This window comes from Burkholderia sp. YIM B11467, assembly GCF_052952715.1.
The window spans coordinates 135720-152460 of the sequence record NZ_JBQVSQ010000010.1; the positions used below are offsets into that span (position 1 = coordinate 135720).

Annotated in this window: 11 protein-coding genes; 4 read left to right on the forward strand and 7 right to left on the reverse strand. The window is 69.1% G+C overall.

Annotated elements, in window-relative coordinates:
* Positions 1-6: 6 nt before the first annotated feature.
* The gene (locus ACTRWB_RS29410; protein WP_446903908.1) at positions 7-2595 is read right to left on the reverse strand and encodes a heavy metal translocating P-type ATPase; all 2589 of its coding nucleotides are present in this window, start codon (positions 2593-2595) and stop codon (positions 7-9) included.
* Positions 2596-2676: 81 nt separating this feature from the next.
* On the opposite strand from ACTRWB_RS29410, the gene cadR reads away from it, so the two are divergent.
* Positions 2677-3108: a Cd(II)/Pb(II)-responsive transcriptional regulator gene (gene cadR / locus ACTRWB_RS29415; protein ID WP_048247878.1), complete on the forward strand. Its 432-nt coding sequence runs from the start codon at positions 2677-2679 to the stop codon at positions 3106-3108.
* Between the two features lie 68 nt (positions 3109-3176).
* Positions 3177-3749, forward strand: coding sequence for a PadR family transcriptional regulator (locus ACTRWB_RS29420; protein ID WP_446903909.1), 573 nt, complete (start codon positions 3177-3179; stop codon positions 3747-3749).
* A gap of 45 nt (positions 3750-3794) precedes the next feature.
* Here ACTRWB_RS29420 and ACTRWB_RS29425 read toward each other — a convergent pair whose 3' ends face one another.
* The 4 genes from ACTRWB_RS29425 to ACTRWB_RS29440 form a co-directional block, all read right to left on the reverse strand.
* Positions 3795-5225, reverse strand: coding sequence for an FAD-binding oxidoreductase (locus ACTRWB_RS29425; RefSeq protein WP_446903910.1), 1431 nt, complete (start codon positions 5223-5225; stop codon positions 3795-3797).
* A 13-nt stretch (positions 5226-5238) separates the two neighbouring features.
* Positions 5239-6027 carry an ABC transporter substrate-binding protein gene (locus ACTRWB_RS29430; RefSeq protein WP_129513382.1) on the reverse strand — a complete coding sequence of 263 codons (789 nt, stop codon included), beginning with the start codon at positions 6025-6027 and terminating at the stop codon, positions 5239-5241.
* 51 nt (positions 6028-6078) lie between these two features.
* Positions 6079-7233, reverse strand: coding sequence for a methionine aminotransferase (locus ACTRWB_RS29435; RefSeq protein WP_446903911.1), 1155 nt, complete (start codon positions 7231-7233; stop codon positions 6079-6081).
* Between the two features lie 240 nt (positions 7234-7473).
* Positions 7474-8142 (reverse strand): TetR/AcrR family transcriptional regulator, encoded by a 669-nt coding sequence (locus tag ACTRWB_RS29440; RefSeq protein ID WP_446903912.1) that lies wholly within the window; start codon positions 8140-8142, stop codon positions 7474-7476.
* 120 nt (positions 8143-8262) lie between these two features.
* Between ACTRWB_RS29440 and ACTRWB_RS29445 the strand changes: the two genes are divergently transcribed.
* The gene (locus ACTRWB_RS29445) at positions 8263-9915 is read left to right on the forward strand and encodes an acyl-CoA dehydrogenase family protein (protein WP_446903913.1); all 1653 of its coding nucleotides are present in this window, start codon (positions 8263-8265) and stop codon (positions 9913-9915) included.
* 46 nt (positions 9916-9961) lie between these two features.
* Positions 9962-11473 (forward strand): class I adenylate-forming enzyme family protein, encoded by a 1512-nt coding sequence (locus tag ACTRWB_RS29450; RefSeq protein ID WP_446903914.1) that lies wholly within the window; start codon positions 9962-9964, stop codon positions 11471-11473.
* A 108-nt stretch (positions 11474-11581) separates the two neighbouring features.
* On the opposite strand, the gene ACTRWB_RS29455 is transcribed toward ACTRWB_RS29450, so the two are convergent.
* Both ACTRWB_RS29455 and putA read right to left on the reverse strand, forming a co-directional pair.
* On the reverse strand, positions 11582-12721 hold the full coding sequence (locus tag ACTRWB_RS29455; RefSeq protein WP_048247892.1) for a branched-chain amino acid ABC transporter substrate-binding protein: 1140 nt from the start codon (positions 12719-12721) through the stop codon (positions 11582-11584).
* Positions 12722-12805: 84 nt separating this feature from the next.
* Entirely contained in the window at positions 12806-16738 is a 3933-nt protein-coding gene (gene putA / locus ACTRWB_RS29460) for a trifunctional transcriptional regulator/proline dehydrogenase/L-glutamate gamma-semialdehyde dehydrogenase (RefSeq protein ID WP_412022719.1), read from the reverse strand.
* Positions 16739-16741: the final 3 nt, after the last annotated feature.

Here is a 16741-nt window from a genome sequence, read left to right on the forward strand (position 1 = left end):
CGCTCCTCAACGCTTGGCCCGCGCGTCGCCGAACGCCCCGGAGGACGACAGCAGCCGCAAGCCGTTGGCCACGACGATCAGGCTCGCGCCCGCGTCGGCGAAGACCGCCATCCACATCGTGCCGAGCCCCGCGACCGTCAGGCCGAGGAACACGATCTTCACGCCGAGCGCGAAGCCGATGTTCTGCACCAGGACGCGATGCGTCGCGCGCGACAGCCGCACGAACGCGGGAATCTTGCGCAGGTCGTCGTCCATCAGCGCGACGTCGGCCGTCTCGATCGCCGTGTCGGTGCCCATCGCGCCCATCGCGAAACCGATGTCGGCGCGCGCGAGCGCCGGTGCATCGTTGATCCCGTCGCCGACCATCCCGACCGCACCCGCGCCGCCGGCCGACAGCTCCTCGACCGCCGCGAGCTTGTCTTCCGGCAACTGGTTGCCGCGCGCGTCGTCGATGCCGGCCTGCTGCGCGATCGCCTGCGCGGTATGCGGGTTGTCGCCCGTCAGCATCGCGGTACGGATGCCGAGCGCATGCAGATCGGCGATCGCCTCACGGCTCGTGTCCTTGATCGTGTCGGCCACCGCGAAGATGCCGAGCACGCGTGCGTCGTCGACCAGCACCACGACGCTCTTGCCCTGCCGCTCGAGCGCATCGAGCTTCGCTTCGAGGGCCGGCGAGCAGCGCTCGAGCTCCTCGACGAGCCGGTGGTTGCCGAGCCAGTAGCGCGCGCCGTCGATCGTGCCGCGCACGCCGCGCCCGACCAGCGCTTCGAAGTCCTGCACATCGGCGAACGCCGCCGTTCCGGCATCGCGCGCCGCGGCTGCAATTGCCTGCGACACCGGGTGATCCGAGCGCGCCGCGAGGCTCGCGCCGAGGTGCCGGACCTGCGCGGCATCGGCGTCCGACGCATGCACGTCGAAGTCGGTCTGCACCGGCTTGCCGTGCGTGATCGTGCCGGTCTTGTCGAGCGCGAGCCACGCGAGCTTGCGCCCTTCTTCCAGATACACGCCGCCCTTCACGAGAATCCCGCGCCGCGCCGCGGCCGCGAGGCCCGACACGATCGTCACGGGCGTCGAGATCACCAGTGCGCACGGGCACGCGATCACGAGCAGCACCAGCGCGCGGTAGATCCAGTCCTGCCACCCGCCGCCCGCGACGAGCGGCGGCACCACCGCGACCAGCAGCGCGACCGCGAACACGATCGGCGTGTAGACGCGCGCGAACTGATCGACGAAGCGCTGCGTCGGCGCCTTCGCGCCCTGTGCCTCCTCGACCGCGTGGATGATCCGCGCGAGCGTCGAGTTGGCCGCGACGGCCGTCACGCGGTATTCGAACGAACCCGATTCGTTGATCGTGCCCGCGTACACCGCATCGCCGGCCGTTTTCTCGACGGGCAGGCTCTCGCCGGTAATCGGCGCCTGGTTGACCGTCGAGCGGCCCGCGACGACCTCGCCGTCCAGCCCGATGCGCTCGCCCGGCTTCACGCGCACGACCGCGCCGAGCGCGACCTGCGCGGCCTCGATCGTGCGCCACGTACCGTCGGCTTCCTGCACGGTCGCGGTGTCCGGCGCGAGCTGCATCAGGCCCTGGATCGCATTGCGCGCGCGGTCGAGCGACTTCGCCTCGATCAGTTCGGCGATCGTGAACAGCACCATCACCATCGCGGCCTCGGGCCACTGGCCGATCGCCATCGCGCCCGTCACCGCGATGCTCATCAGCGCGTTGATGTTCAGGTTGCCGTTGCGAATCGCGATCCAGCCCTTCTTGTACGTGGTGAGCCCGCACGCGAGCACCGCGACGAGCGCGAGCGCCGCCGCCAGCCACACGGGCAGCCCGGCCCAGGTCGCGCCCTCGGACGCGATCGCGGCGACGCCCGCCAGCGCCAGCGGCCACCACGGCTTGGGCGCGTCGGCGACGCGTGCCGCCGGTGCGCCGGGCGACGCGGCCTCGGGCGTCATCCCGAGCGTGCGGATCGCGCTTTCGATCGCCGGCTGCGCGCCGGGCACGTGCTCGACGGTCAGCATCCGCTGCATCAGGTTGAATTCGAGCGCCGATACTTCGTTCATCCCGCCGAGCTTCTTGCGGATCAGCGTTTCCTCGGTCGGGCAGTCCATCTGCATGATCCGGAACGCGGAGCGCACGTGGCCCGACGCGGTCGCCTGCGCGACCGGCAGCGGCGCGAGCGTCAGCGCGGCAGGCGCGCAGCAGTCGCCGGCCGCGTGGTCGTGGTCGTGGTCGTGGTCGTGGTCGTGGTCGTGACCGGCATGGTCGTGCTTGGCGTGGTCGTGCGAGCACGCGGCGCCATGGACATGCGCATCGCCGTGCGCATGATCGTGGTCGTGACCCGCATCATCGTGCGCGGCATGGCCGTGCGAGCACGCTGCGCCGTGCTCATGCGCGTCGTCGGCTGCATGGTCGTGATCGTGCCCCTTGCAGCCATGGCCATGATCATGGTCGTGGGCATGCGCGCGCTCGCCGGCCGCCGGCGCCGCGTCGGCAACGGTCGCCGTCTGCGTGTCGCGCGAGTCGGCGCAGCACGTATCGGCGCCGTCGGCATGACGGTGTCGTGGGTCGTGGGTACGCTGGGCGTCGGTCATGACAACCTCCTTTGTGGCTTGACGGTGTAGAGTTAACACCCTGAAGCCACTACAAGGTCAACCCTTACACGGGAGAAAGGCATGAAGATTGGCGAACTGGCCAAAGCGGCCCGCTGCACACCCGAAACGATCCGCTTCTACGAGAAAGAGGGTCTGATGCCGGATGCGGAGCGCACCGACTCGAACTATCGCAACTACACCGACCTGCACGTCGAACGGCTGCGCTTCATCCGCAACTGCCGCGCGCTCGACATGGCGCACGACGAGATCCGCGCGCTGCTGCAGCTCACCGACGTGCCGGCCGACCGCTGCGATTCGATCAATTCGCTGCTCGACGACCACATCGGACACGTCGACGCGCGCCTCGCGGAACTCACGCATCTGCGCGACCAGCTCACCGAATTGCGCCGTCAGTGTGTCGGCGAGCATTCGGTCGAGGATTGCGGAATCGTGCACGGTCTCGCGACGATGGAAACCGTCGCGCCGGCCGCGAAGCGTTCGCACCTCGGCTGAAACCCTTGTAAAATAAGATAGTCTGATTGAGAATAGTTATATTCTTACTAGATATATCATAACTATTCATGTCAACGAGCCGTCCATCCCCGCTCGCGCTGGCCGTCCTCGCGACGCTCACCGAAACGCCGATGCATCCGTACGGGATGCTGCAGCAACTGAAGGCCCGCGGATACGACGAAGTCGTCAACGTGCGGCAGCGCACGAGCCTCTACCAGACGATCGACCGACTGCTGCGCGACGGGCTGATCGCCGTGCACGACACCGAGCGTGACGGTGCATTTCCGGAGCGCACGCTCTATGCGCTGACCGAGGCCGGGCACGCGGCCGGGCAGACCTGGCTGCATGCGCTGCTCGCCGAGCCCGCACGCGAGTTTCCCGCCTTCGGCGCCGGCCTCGCGTTCCTGCCGCTGCTCGACGCCGACGATGCACGGCACCAGCTCGAGCTTCGCATTACCCGGCTCGACGCCGAGCGCGAGCGCCTCGAAACGCTGCGCAACGCCGCGCAGGCCGACCAGGTGCCGCGCCTGTTCCTGCTGCAGAACGAACATGCGCTCGTGCTGCTCAACGCGGAGCTCGACTGGGCGCGCAGCGTCGTCGAACACCTGAAGATCGGCGCACTGCGCTGGGTGGACGGCTGACAAGGAACGAAGGCCGATTCCCGCCTGCAACGGGATCAGACCCTGTCAAAGTACCTTGCCGGGATTCAGGATGCCGTGCGGATCGAGCGCGGCCTTCAGGCGCCGCATCAGCCCGATTTCCGCGTCGCTGCGCGTGTGCGCGAGATAAGGCCGCTTGAGCACGCCGATGCCGTGCTCGGCCGACACCGAGCCGCCCATGTCCCGCACCACCGCGTACACGCAGTGATCGAGCGCGTCGGCGTCCGTGTCGGTCATGCCGGCCAGCGACACGCCGATATGCACGTTGCCGTCGCCGACATGGCCGAAGAACAGGCTCGTGACGTCCGGCCAGCGCGCCCGCAGCGCCACCTCGCAGCGCTCGGCGAACACACCGAGTTCGCCCGTCGGCAGGCTCACGTCGAAGTTGACGAGATGGGGTAGCGCATCGATCGCGAGACCTTCGCGCAGCGTCCACAGGTCGCGCGCCTGCCGCTCCGACGTCGCGAGCACCGCGTCTTCCACGAGCCCTGCGTCGATCCCGGCTGCGAGCCCGGTTTCCAGCGCATGGTGCGCATCGCCGCCCGGCGCGCTCGTCGCGCATTCGATCAGCACCGCGAAACCGCCGTCGCCCGCGAACGGCGCGGCCACGCCCGGCGTGTGATGCGCAACGTAGTCGTAGAACGACGGCCACATCGCCTCGAAACTGACGACTTCGGGCAGCGTACGCATGCGGTTCCACAATCCGGCCACCGCGTCGTAGTCGCGCACGCGGCAGAGCGCCGTGGCCGGCGCGGCGAGCAACGGCTGCAGCCGCAGCACGGCGCGCGTGACGACGCCAAGCGTCCCTTCGCTGCCGATGAACAGCTGCTTCAGGTCGTAGCCCGCGTTGTTCTTCAGCATCCGGTTCATCGACGACACGACCGTGCCGTCCGCGAGCACGGCCTCGAGCCCGAGCACCTGCTCGCGCATCATCCCGTAGCGGATCGCGCGCGTGCCGCCCGCATTGGTCGCGAGCATGCCGCCGATCTGGCACGAGCCGCGCGCGCCGAGATCCACGCCGAACGTGAAGCCCGCCGCTTCCGCGGCCTCCTGCACCGTCTGCAGCGGCGTCCCGGCGCGCACGGTCATCGTGCCGGCCGCCGCGTCGAGCGCGTCGATGCCCGCGAAGCGCTCCATCGACAGCACGATCTCGCCGCCGAGCGCGACCGCGCCGCGCGCGAGCCCCGTCAGCCCGCCTTGCGGCACCACCGGCTGGCCGAGCCGCGCGCACAGCGCGAGCGTGCGCGACACGTCGTCGACGCTGCGCGGGCGCACCAGCGCGCGCGGCCGGACGCCGGCCGGCTCGTTGTACGCCGTGAAGTAGCGGGGATCGATGTCGGCCGAGCGCGTGACGAGCGCGTCGCCCAGTTCGGCGACGAGCACGGCTTCGAGCGCCTCGCCCGACAGCGGCGCGCCGCCCTGTGCGCTACCCGCGGCGGCCGTTTCCCGGTTCTGCATCGCGCGTCCCCGGTTACTTCGTCGAGATGTCGATATCGCCGAAATACTTCAGCCCGAGCGACTTCACCGTGCCGTCCGCCTTCAGCTTGTCGATCGCCGCATCGAGCTTCGCCTTCAGCGCGTCGTCGCCCTTGCGCAGCCCGAATGCGATGCCGCTGCCGAGGATCCGGTCGTCGTGCACGGGCTGGCCGACGAACGAGAAACCCTTGCCGTCCGGGCGCGACAGGAAGCCGCGCTGGCCGGACGGCGCGAGCACGAGCGTCGCATCGAGGCGGCCCGACACGAGGTCCGTGTACGCCTGGTTCTGGTCCTGGTACGGGACGATCGCGACGCCGGCCGGCTCCCAGTGCGCCTTCGCGTAGGTTTCCTGGATCGACGCCTGCAGCACGCCGACGCGCTTGCCCTTCAGCGATTCGGGGGTCGGCAGCAGGCCGCTGCCGGTGCGCGCGATCAGCTGGGTCGGCACGCGATAGATGATCGTCGTGAAGTCGATCGCCTGGCGCCGCTGCTCGGTCGCGTTCATCGCCGAATTGATCGCGTCGAACTTGCGGCCCTTCAGCGCCGGGATCAGGCCGTCGAACGACGTCTCGACCCATTTGCACGACAGCTTCGCCGTTTGACAGACGGCATTGCCGACGTCGATGTCGAAGCCCTGCAGGTCGCCGTTCGGCGCTTTCGATTCGAACGGCGGATATTGCGCTTCGAGGCCGAAGCGCAGCGTCTGCGCATCGGCGAGTGCCGCGCCGGAGCCGATTGCGCACGCGAGTGCGAATGCGAGTTTCAGGGTTGCCGTGTGCTTCATCGTGATCTCCTGTGACTGGTCGATGCGACGTCCCCGTCGCCGGTTTTCGTACTACAGCGAACGCAGCCGCCGCGCGCCTTCGACCAGCGTCGCGTCGTCCTTCGAAAAACTGAGCCGGATCACGCCGGCATCGGTGCCGTCGGTATAGAACGCCGACAGCGGAATCGTCGCGACGCGCGCGTCGCGGATCAGGCGCAGCACGAAATCGCTGTCGCTCTCGTCCGAGAAGTGCCGGAAGCGTGCGAGCATGAAGAACGAGCCTTCGCTCGGCAGCAGCTCGAAACGCGAATCGGCCAGCTCGCGCGCGAGCAGGTCGCGCTTGGCCTGGTAGAACGCCGACAGGCCGAGATAGCTGTCCGGCCGCGCGAGAATCTCCGCGAACGCGACCTGCATCGGCGTGTCGGCCGCGAACACCATGAACTGGTGCACCTTGCGGATCTCGTCCATCAGCTCGGCCGGCGCGAGGCAATGGCCGACCCGCCAGCCCGTCACGTGGAACGACTTGCCGAACGACGACACGATCACGCTGCGCTCGGCCAGCTCGCGGTGGCGCGCGACGCTCTGGTGCAGCGCGCCGTCGAACACGACGTGCTCGTAAACTTCGTCGGACAGGATCACGATGCCGGTGTCGCGCGTGAGCTGCGCGAGCCGCGCGAGATCGTCGGCCGAGAACACGGTCGCGGTCGGGTTGTGCGGCGTGTTCACGATGATCATCCGCGTGCGCAGCGTGATCGCCGCGGCCACCTCGTCCCAGTTCACGCGGAAATGCTCGGGCGACAGCTTGATCGCGACAGGCGTCGCGCCCTGCAGGCGCACGATCGGCGCGTAGCTGTCGAACGACGGCTCGAAATAGATCACCTCGTCGCCCGGATGCACGAGCGCGCTGATCGCCGCGTAGAGCCCTTCGCTCGCGCTCGCGATCACCGTGATCTCGGTCGCCGGGTCGTAGCGCGCGCCGTACAGCGCTTCGGTCTTCTCGGCGAGCCGCTCGCGCAGCGACGCGAGCCCGGCCATCGGCGCGTACTGGTTGTGGCCGTCGCGCATCGCACGGGCGACGCCTTCGACGAGCGCCGGATCGGGCGCGAAATTCGGCGCGCCCTGCGACAGGTTCAACGCATCGTGCTGAGCGGCCAGCTGGCCGATCACCGTGAAGATCGTCGTCCCGACGTCGGGCAGTTTCGAACGGGGCGCGGTGGCGCTTCGCATGACTCCTCCTTCTGATGTCCTTCGGGCTGGCCCGCGCGCAGCGCGCGGCCCTGCATCTGCCGCATGATTTAGCCCCAGTCAATATCGGCGGACAATCGAAAGTTCGTCATGGCGGCCATGCATTTTTCTCATGGCGCCCGGTGTGAAGCACGCATCGGCAAGGCCGACCTGCCGGCCTCACATGCGAATCAGGCATTACCCTTAGGGCCTGTTCACGCTAATCACGGGCCCTAGGGCATGCTACCGGCCCGCCGCCGCCAGATACGCAAGCAGCACGGCCCGCAGTTCGCCGCGCAACGCGGCCATGTCGAGCGCGGGCCCGAGCGTCAGCAACGCCTGCGAGAGGCCGCCGTAGCAGACCGTGTGCGCCATCCGCGCGAGCCCGTCCAGCCGTGCCGCCGGCGGCGGATCGGCCGCGTGCGCGAGCGCGTCGCGCCACAGCGCGACATACGCGTCGTAGTGCCGGCGGTAGGCGGCGAGCGGCGACACCTGCCGCTCCAGCGCGAACAGCGCGCTCCACAGCGCCGCGTCTGCGCCGATCGCGTCGACCTGCAGGTCGACCAGCGCCGCGGCGAGTTCGGCCCGCGGCGCGCCGCGCAACCGCTGCGCCAGATCGCGCAGCCGGTCGGCCATCGCCAGCACGTACCGGTGGATGCAGAGCGCCGCGAGGCTCTGCTTGTCGCCGAAATACTCGTAGAAGGTGCCGACGCTCACGCCCGCGACGGCCGCGATCTCGCGGATCGTCGCCTTCGCGTAGCCGCGTTCGAGCAAAAGCTGAACGAATGCCTGCTGCAACGCGTCGGAACTCGCCTGCGCGCGCGACTGGCGCGGCCGGCGGCGCAACGCGGGCGCGGGTTGCGCCGCCGGCTGGCCGGGCGGCGCCGGAACCTGAACATGTCGCGGCGGCATATTTGCTACTCTGAAATCAGCAGGGAATGCGTTTTACCGGGAGCCGGAACCAGCGCCGCAGCGCCACCCGTGTTGCATGACGCCGGCCGCCCGCGAAGCATGAGACCGGAGACCATCTCGATGACCGAATCGACTCACGCCGTCACGAACCAGTTCGACGAACTGACCGACTATAACCTCTTCGCGACGGACGTCGCGCTGCGCGACGCACTCGCCCGCGCGGGCGCCGACTGGGCCATGCCGCAACTCGACGCGTACGGCGCGCGGCTCGGCAGCGCCGACACCGCGCGGCTCGCCGACGAAGCGAACCAGCACACGCCGGAACTGCACACGTTCGACCGGCGCGGCCGGCGCATCGACCGCGTCGACTTCCACCCGGCGTGGCACACGCTGCTCGGCCAGTACCGCCACGAAGGCTTCGTGTCGCTCGCGTTCCGCGAGTCGCGCCGCGGCCGCTGGGCCGCGACCGCCGCCGGCTTCTACCTGCATGGCCAGATCGAGGCCGGCACGCTGTGCCCGGCGACGATGACGCAGGCCGCGATCCCCGTGCTGCAGAAGGAGCCCGCGCTGTGGAACCTGCTGCGCGACAAGCTCTACAGCGACGACTACGATCCGCGCGACGTGCCGGTCGCCGACAAGCGCGCGATCTGGTTCGGCATGGGGATGACCGAGAAACAGGGCGGCTCCGACGTGCGCGCGAACACGACGCTCGCGACCGCCGTCGGCGCGGGCGGGCGCGGCGGCGAATACCGGCTGCGCGGCCACAAGTGGTTCTTCTCCGCGCCGATGTGCGACGCGCACCTCGTCGTCGCGCACACCGAAGGCGGCAGCCCGTCGTGCTTCTACGTGCCGCGCTGGCGGCCGGACGGCACGAAGAACGCGGTCGAGATCCAGCGGCTGAAGAACAAGGTCGGCAACCGCAGCAACTCGAGCAGCGAGATCGAGCTGAACGACGCGTGGGGGATCATGCTCGGCGACGAAGGCCGCGGCATTCCGACCATCATCGAGATGGCGACCTACACGCGGCTGAACTGCGTGCTCGGCAGCGCGGCGATGCTGCGCCAGGGCGTCGTGCAGGCGATCGCGTACACGCGCCAACGTCACGCGTTCGGCCGCGCGCTCGCCGAGCAGCCGCTGATGCGCACCGTGCTCGCCGACCTCGCGCTCGAAAGCGAAGCCGCGCTCGTGCTCGCGATGCGCCTGGCCGACGCGTTCGAGCGCGACGACTCGCCGCGCGAACGCGCATGGAAGCGGATCGTCACGCCCGCCGCGAAATTCTGGGTCTGCAAGCGCGCGGTCGAGCTGACCGGCGAGGTGATGGAAGTGTTCGGCGGCAACGGCTACGTCGACGACGGCCCGATCGCGCGGCTGTTCCGCGAGGCGCCCGTCAACTCGATCTGGGAAGGCTCGGGCAACGTGATGTGCCTCGACGTGCTGCGCGCGGTATCGCGCGAGCCCGACGCGGCCGCCGCGCTGTTCGCCGAGCTCACCGACCTCGGCGCGGGCGAACCGCGCATCCGCACGGCGCTCGACACGCTGCGCGCGATGCTCGGCGCGCCCGCCGACACGCTCGAGGCATCGGGCCGCGTGTTCGCGCAGCGGCTCGCGCTCGTCGCGCAGGCCTGCCTGCTGCGCCGCGATGCGCCGGCGGCCGTCGCCGACGCGTTCGTCGCGACGCGGCTCGCCGCCCCCGACTGGGGCCGCATCGCGGGTGGCTTCGACCCGCACGCGATCGACGTCGCCGCGTTGCTGCAGCGCGCGTATCCCGCCTGACGAACGCCCGTTCGTTCGCCTTCGTTCGCCCCGCCCGGAGCCCCCGATGAACCTCGTCGCCGCCCTCGACCGCGCCGCCCGCGCGACGCCCGACAAGCCGTTCCTGGTCAGCGAATCCGCGACGATCACCTATGCGGCCGCGCGCGAGCGCTCGCATCGCGCGGCGGGCGTGCTGAGCGCGCTCGGGATCGCGGCCGGCGACCGCGTCGCCGCGATGTGCTTCAACACGCCGGCGTTCGTCGACCTGATGTTCGGCGCGTGGCGGCTCGGTGCGACGTTCGTGCCGATCAACCACAAGCTGCAGGCGCCGGAAGTCGACTACGTGCTCGAACACAGCCGCAGCAAGGTGCTCCTGTTCGACGTGACGCTCGCGCCGGTGCTCGAACGCATCGTGCATCCCGCGCGACGGCTCGTGACCGAAGGCGAGCTCGACGGCGTGCCATCCTTCGACACGATGTGCGCCGCCATGGACGGCCTCGCGGGCATCGATCCGGCCGACGGCGACATCGCGCAGATCCTCTACACGTCCGGCACGACCGGTCGCCCGAAAGGCTGCGTGCACAGCCACCGCACCGTGACGCTCGCGGCGATGTCGGCGGCGCTCGCGATCGGCATCGGCCGCCACGAGCGCACGCTGATGGCGATGCCGATCTGGCATTCGTCGCCGCTCAACAACTGGTTCGGCGGCACGCTGTATGCGGGCGGCACCGTCGTGCTGCTGCGCGAATACCATCCGCTGCGCTTCCTGCAGGCCATCGAGCGCGAGCGCGTGACGCTGTATTTCGGCGCGCCGGTGTCGTACACGCTGCCACTCGACACAGTCGACGGCTTCGCGGCATTCGACCTGTCGAGCGTGCGCGCGTGGCTGTACGGCGGCGGCCCGATCGACGCCGCGCAAGCCGAACGACTCGCACGCGCCTATCGCAGCGATGCGTTCTTCCAGGTGTACGGGATGACGGAAACGGGGCCGGCCGGCTCGACGCTGTATCCGGACGAGCAGGTCGCGAAGGCCGGTTCGATCGGCCGCCACGGCGGCCCGGGCGTCGACCTGCGCGTCGTGCGGATGGACGGCATCGACGCGCGGCCGGGCGAGACCGGCGAAATCTGGCTGAAGGCCGACAGCATGATGCTCGGTTATCTCGACGACGCGGCCGCGACGCGCGCCGCGTTCGCGCCGGACGGCTGGTATCGCACCGGCGACATCGTGCGGATCGATCAGGATGGCTACCTGTTCATCATCGACCGGCTGAAGGACATGATCGTGACGGGCGGCGAGAACGTCTATTCGAAGGAAGTGGAGGACGTGCTCGGCGCGCACCCGGACATCGCCGAGGCGGCCGTGGTCGGCGTCCCGCATCCCGACTGGGGCGAGACGGTCGTCGCGCACGTCGTGCTGCGTGCGGGCGCGGTGCCCGACGCGGACGCGCTGCGCGCGTTCTGCGGCGAACGGCTCGCCGCGTACAAGATCCCGCGCGAGTTCGTGTTCGCGCAGGCGCTGCCGCGCACGCCGACGGGCAAGCTGCAGAAGTTCCTGCTGCGCGTGCGCAAGGACGACTAGCGCCCGCTCGCGCAGATGAAAAAAGCCACCGGGCCGTCGGGCCCGGTGGCTTTTTCACTTGATCGACCGGGCAGCGACACGCGCCGCCGCCCGCGATTCAAAGGCTGCTTACTTGCCGCCGATGCTCTTCAGCGGCTTCCACTCGCCCTTCTCGACCTTGTACATCGTGATGCCGCCGTTCTTCAGGTCGCCCTTCGCGTCATACGCGACGTGCGTCGACGTGACGCCCGCCATGTCGCTCTTCGCGAGCACCGGCAGGTACTTCGCCGGATCGGTCGAATCGGCCTTCTTCATCGCGTTGAGCATCGCCATCGCGCCGTCGTATGCGTACGGCGAGTAGGTCTGCACGTCTTCGCCGAAGCGCTTCTTGTACTTGTCGGCGTACGTCTTGCCGCCAGGCATCTCTTCGAGCGGGAGACCGGCCAGCGACGCGATCGTGCCTTCCGATGCGTTGCCCGCGATCTTCAGGAACGTCGGCGTCTTCACCATTTCGCCGCTCATCAGCGGTGCCGTGATGCCGAGCGTCTTCATCTGCTTGACCATCGGCGCTGCCTGCGAATCCGCGCCGCCGTAGTAGACGAGGTCCGGCTTCACGGACTTCAGCTTGGTCAGGATCGCCTTGAAGTCGACAGCCTTGTCGTTCGTGAATTCGCGGTCGACGATCGTCGCGCCGCCGGCCTTCGCGGCCTTCTCGAACTGGTCGGCGAGACCCTGGCCGTAGGCCGTGCGGTCGTCGACGATCGCGATCTTCTTCATGCCGAGATCCTTCGACGCGAACGTGCCCGCCACCGAGCCCTGCTGCGTGTCGGACGTCATCATGCGGAAGGTCGTCTTGTAACCCTGCTGCGTGTATTCCGGCGCCGTCGCCATCGCGATTTCCGGAATGCCCGCGTTCGCGTAGATGCGCGAAGCCGGAATCGTCGTGCCCGAGTTGAAGTGGCCGAGCATGCCCTTGATGCCGTCGTCGACCAGCTTCTGCGCAACCGTCGTGCCCGTGCGCGGGTCAGCCTGGTCGTCCTGCGTGCTCAGCACGAACTTCACCGGCTTGCCGCCGATCTTCGGGTTCGTCGCGTTGAAATCTTCCAGCGCGAGCACGATCCCGTTCTGCATATCCTTGCCGTAGTGCGCCTGCGCACCCGTCATCGGCCCTGCGTAACCGATCTTCACGTCATCTGCATGGGCCGTCCCCGCCAGCGACATGACGGCGACAAACGTCGCGCCTGCCAGCTTTTTCATCGTGTGTTGCATAGCATCTCCTTGGTACCAGGGTAAATGGAGCGGCTTCGGGATCGCCTTGCCGCTTCCTTTGTTTGATCCGAACGGCAAGGATGATCAGCCGATCGTCATCAAATTCGCATTGCCGCCCGCCGCGGCCGTATTCACGCTCACCGAGCGTTCGGTCAGCAGCCGCTCGAGCGCGTAGTCTTCCGCGTCGCCGTTCTCGAACGCGCCCACCGACACGCCCTGCACCGACACGATCGGGCCCGGCCGCTGCGCGACGTCCTTCACGAGCGTCTGCAGTTCGTCGCTGTCGCCTTCGAACAGCACCGCGTCGAATGCCGCGTCGGCCTGCTTGCGCACGACCGCGTGCGTCTTCAGCGACGCCGGCAGCGCGGCGACGAGCGCCTCGCCCGCCGCGCCGGCGAACAGTGCGCGGTTGCCGGTCGCCAGCACCGCGGCGAACTGCGCGCGTGCGCCGCCCGGCGTCGCCGCGACACACAGCACCGTGCCGCGCGGGCCGAGTGTATACGTGTTTCGCTCGCCCGTCGGCCCGGTCAGCACCGCGGTTGCACCGGCCGGCACCTGTGCGAGATAACCGTCGCAACGCGCGGCCAGCACCGGCTCGCGCTGCTCGATCAGCCAGTCGCGCAGCGTGGTGAGCGCTGCCGCCGGGTTGCCGCGTGCATCGCCTTCGACCGCGCCGTCCGCCACCAGCGCCTGCGCGAGCGTGCGCGGCAGGCCCGACGGACGCGTCGCGAGCAGACGCTGCAGGTACAGCGCGCCGCCGGCCTTCGGGCCCGTGCCCGACAGCCCCTCGCCGCCGAACGGCTGCACGCCGACCACCGCGCCGATCACGTTGCGGTTCACGTAGATGTTGCCCACGTGCGCATTCGAGATCACGTGCGCGATCGTCTCGTCGATCCGCGTGTGGATGCCGAGCGTCAGGCCGTAGCCGGTCGCGCGGATCTGTTCCAGCAGCTTGTCGAGCTGGCTGCGGCGGTAGCGCACCACATGCAGCACGGGGCCGAACACTTCGCGCTTCAGCTCGTCGATGCTGCCGATCTCGATCAGCGTCGGCGGCACGAACGTGCCGTGCGTGCAGGCTTCGGGCGCCGGCAGTTGCGTGACCGCGTGGCCCTTGTCCTTCATCGTCGCGACGTGCGTGTCGATCGTCTGCTTCGCTTCGCCGTCGATCACCGGGCCGACGTCCGTCGACAGCCGGTCGGGGTTGCCGAGCGCCAGTTCGTGCATCGCGCCCTTGAGCATCGTCAGCGTGCGGTCCGCGACATCGTCCTGCAGACACAGAACGCGCAGCGCCGAACACCGTTGACCGGCCGAGTCGAACGACGACTGCATCACGTCCGCGACGACCTGCTCCGCGAGCGCCGACGAATCGACGATCATCGCGTTCTGGCCGCCCGTTTCGGCGATCAGCGGAATCGGCTTGCCGTCCGGATCGAGGCGCGCGGACAGCGTCTTGTTGATCAGGCGCGCGACTTCGGTCGAGCCCGTGAACATCACCGCACGCGTGCGCGGATCGGCGACCAGTGCCGCGCCGACGGTCTCGCCGTCGCCCGGCAGCAGTTGCACCGCGCCGGCCGGCACGCCGGCCTCGCGCAGCAGGCGCACGGCCTGGGCGGCGATCAGCGGCGTCTGTTCGGCCGGCTTCGCGAGCACCGTGTTGCCGGCTGCCAGCGCTGCGGCCACCTGGCCCATGAAGATCGCGAGCGGGAAGTTCCACGGGCTGATGCAGACCACGGGGCCGAGCGGGCGATGCGTGTCGTTCGAGAATTCCTCGCGGATCTGCGCGGCGTAGTAGCGCAGGAAGTCGACCGCTTCGCGGATCTCGGCGATCGCGTTCGGCAGCGATTTGCCGGCTTCGCGCACGATCAGGCCCATCAGCGTGTGCATCTGCGCTTCGAGCAGGTCGGCCGCGCGCACCAGGCAATCGGCGCGCGCATCGACCGGCGTCGCCTGCCAGATCGGCGCGGCAGCCACCGCGTGCGCGAGTGCCGCGCTCACGTGTTCGGCCGTCGCTTCGCTGACCGTGCCGACCGTGTCGCGCTGGTCGGCCGGGTTGCGCACGTCGCGGGCCGGTGCGTCGGCGAGCGCGTCGTCGGCGAGCATCGGCGCCGCGCGCCACGGGAAATGCGCGCTCGCGAGCAGCGCGGACGACAGCGATGCGAGACGATGTTCGTTCGACAGGTCGAGGCCCATCGAGTTGGGACGCTCGTCGCCGTACAGGTTGCGCGGCAGCGGGATCTTCGCGTGCGGCGCGCCGAGCGGCACGACCTTCGCCGCTTCATCGACCGGATCGGCGACCAGTTCCTTCACCGGCACGGTCTTGTCGGCGATGCGGTTCACGAACGACGTGTTCGCGCCGTTTTCCAGCAGGCGGCGCACCAGGTACGCGAGCAGCGTCTCGTGCGTGCCGACCGGCGCGTAGACGCGGCACGGACGGTTCAGCTTGTCGCGGCCCGTGACTTCCTCGTACAGCGGCTCGCCCATCCCGTGCAGGCACTGGAATTCATACTGGCCCGGGTAGTAGTTCTGGCCCGCGAGCTGGTAGATCGCGGCCAGCGTGTGTGCGTTGTGCGTCGCGAACTGCGGATAGACCGCGTCGGGCGCCGCGAGCAGCTTCTTCGCGCACGCGAGGTACGACACGTCCGTGTAGATCTTGCGCGTATAGACCGGATAACCTTCGAGGCCGTCGACCTGCGCACGCTTGATCTCGCTGTCCCAGTACGCGCCCTTCACGAGGCGGATCATCAGGCGGTGACGGCTGCGGCGCGCGAGATCGATCAGGTAGTCGATCACGAACGGGCAGCGCTTCTGGTAGCCCTGCACGACGAAGCCGATGCCGTTCCAGCCCGCGAGATCCGGATCGAAGCACAGTGCCTCGAGCAGGTCGAGCGACAGTTCGAGGCGGTCGGCTTCCTCGGCGTCGATGTTCAGGCCGATGTCGTAGCGGCGCGCCAGCAGCGCAAGTGCACGCACGCGCGGCAGCAGCTCGCTCATCGTGCGGTCCTGCTGCGAGCGCGAGTAGCGCGCGTGCAGCGCCGACAGCTTGATCGAGATGCCCGGGCCTTCGTAGATGCCGCGGCCGCCGGCCGCCTTGCCGATCGCGTGGATCGCCTGCTCGTACGACGCGTAGTAACGCTGCGCGTCCTCTTCGGTCGTCGCCGCTTCGCCGAGCATGTCGTACGAGTAGCGGAAGCCGCGCGCTTCGTACTTGCGGCTGTTCGCGAGCGCTTCGGAAATCGTCTCGCCGGTGACGAACTGCTCGCCCATCAGGCGCATCGCCATGTCGACGCCCTTGCGAATCAGCGGCTCGCCGCCGCGGCCGATCAGGCGCGTGAGCGCCGACGACAGCCCCGCTTCGCTGTTGGTCGTCACGAGCTTGCCCGTGATCATCAGCCCCCAGGTCGCCGCGTTGACGAACAGCGACGGCGCGTGGCCGACGTGCGAACGCCAGTCGCCCTTGCTGATCTTGTCGCGAATCAGCGCATCGCGCGTCGCGCGATCGGGAATGCGCAGCAGCGCTTCCGCGAGGCACATCAGCGCGACGCCTTCCTGGCTCGACAGCGAGAACTCGTGGATCAGCCCTTCGACGCCGCCGCCCGAGCTCTTCTCGCGCAACGCCTCGACGAGCCTGGTCGCGAGCGCCTGCACGTCCGCCTGCAGGTTCGCGGGCAAGCGTGCCTGGCCGAGCAGGAACGGCACGCATTCCGGCTCGGGGCGGCGGTATGCGGCCGTGATCGCCGCGCGCAGCACCGATTGCGGCTGCACGTTCTGCGCGAACTCGAGGAACGGATGCGGCGAGTTGTCGTCGTCGCCGTCCGCGGCCTGGCCGTCGGCGAGCTCCGTGACGCCGCTGTGGCCCGACAGCTCGGGCGGCAACTGACCGTGCTCGATCCGCTCGAGATACGCGAAGATCGCCTGCTTGATCAGCCAGTGGGGGGTGCGCTCGAGACGCGCGGCAGCGTCCTTGAGGCGCGAGCGGAGAAGATCGTCGACTTTGACGCCGAGAGTCGTGCTTGCCATGGT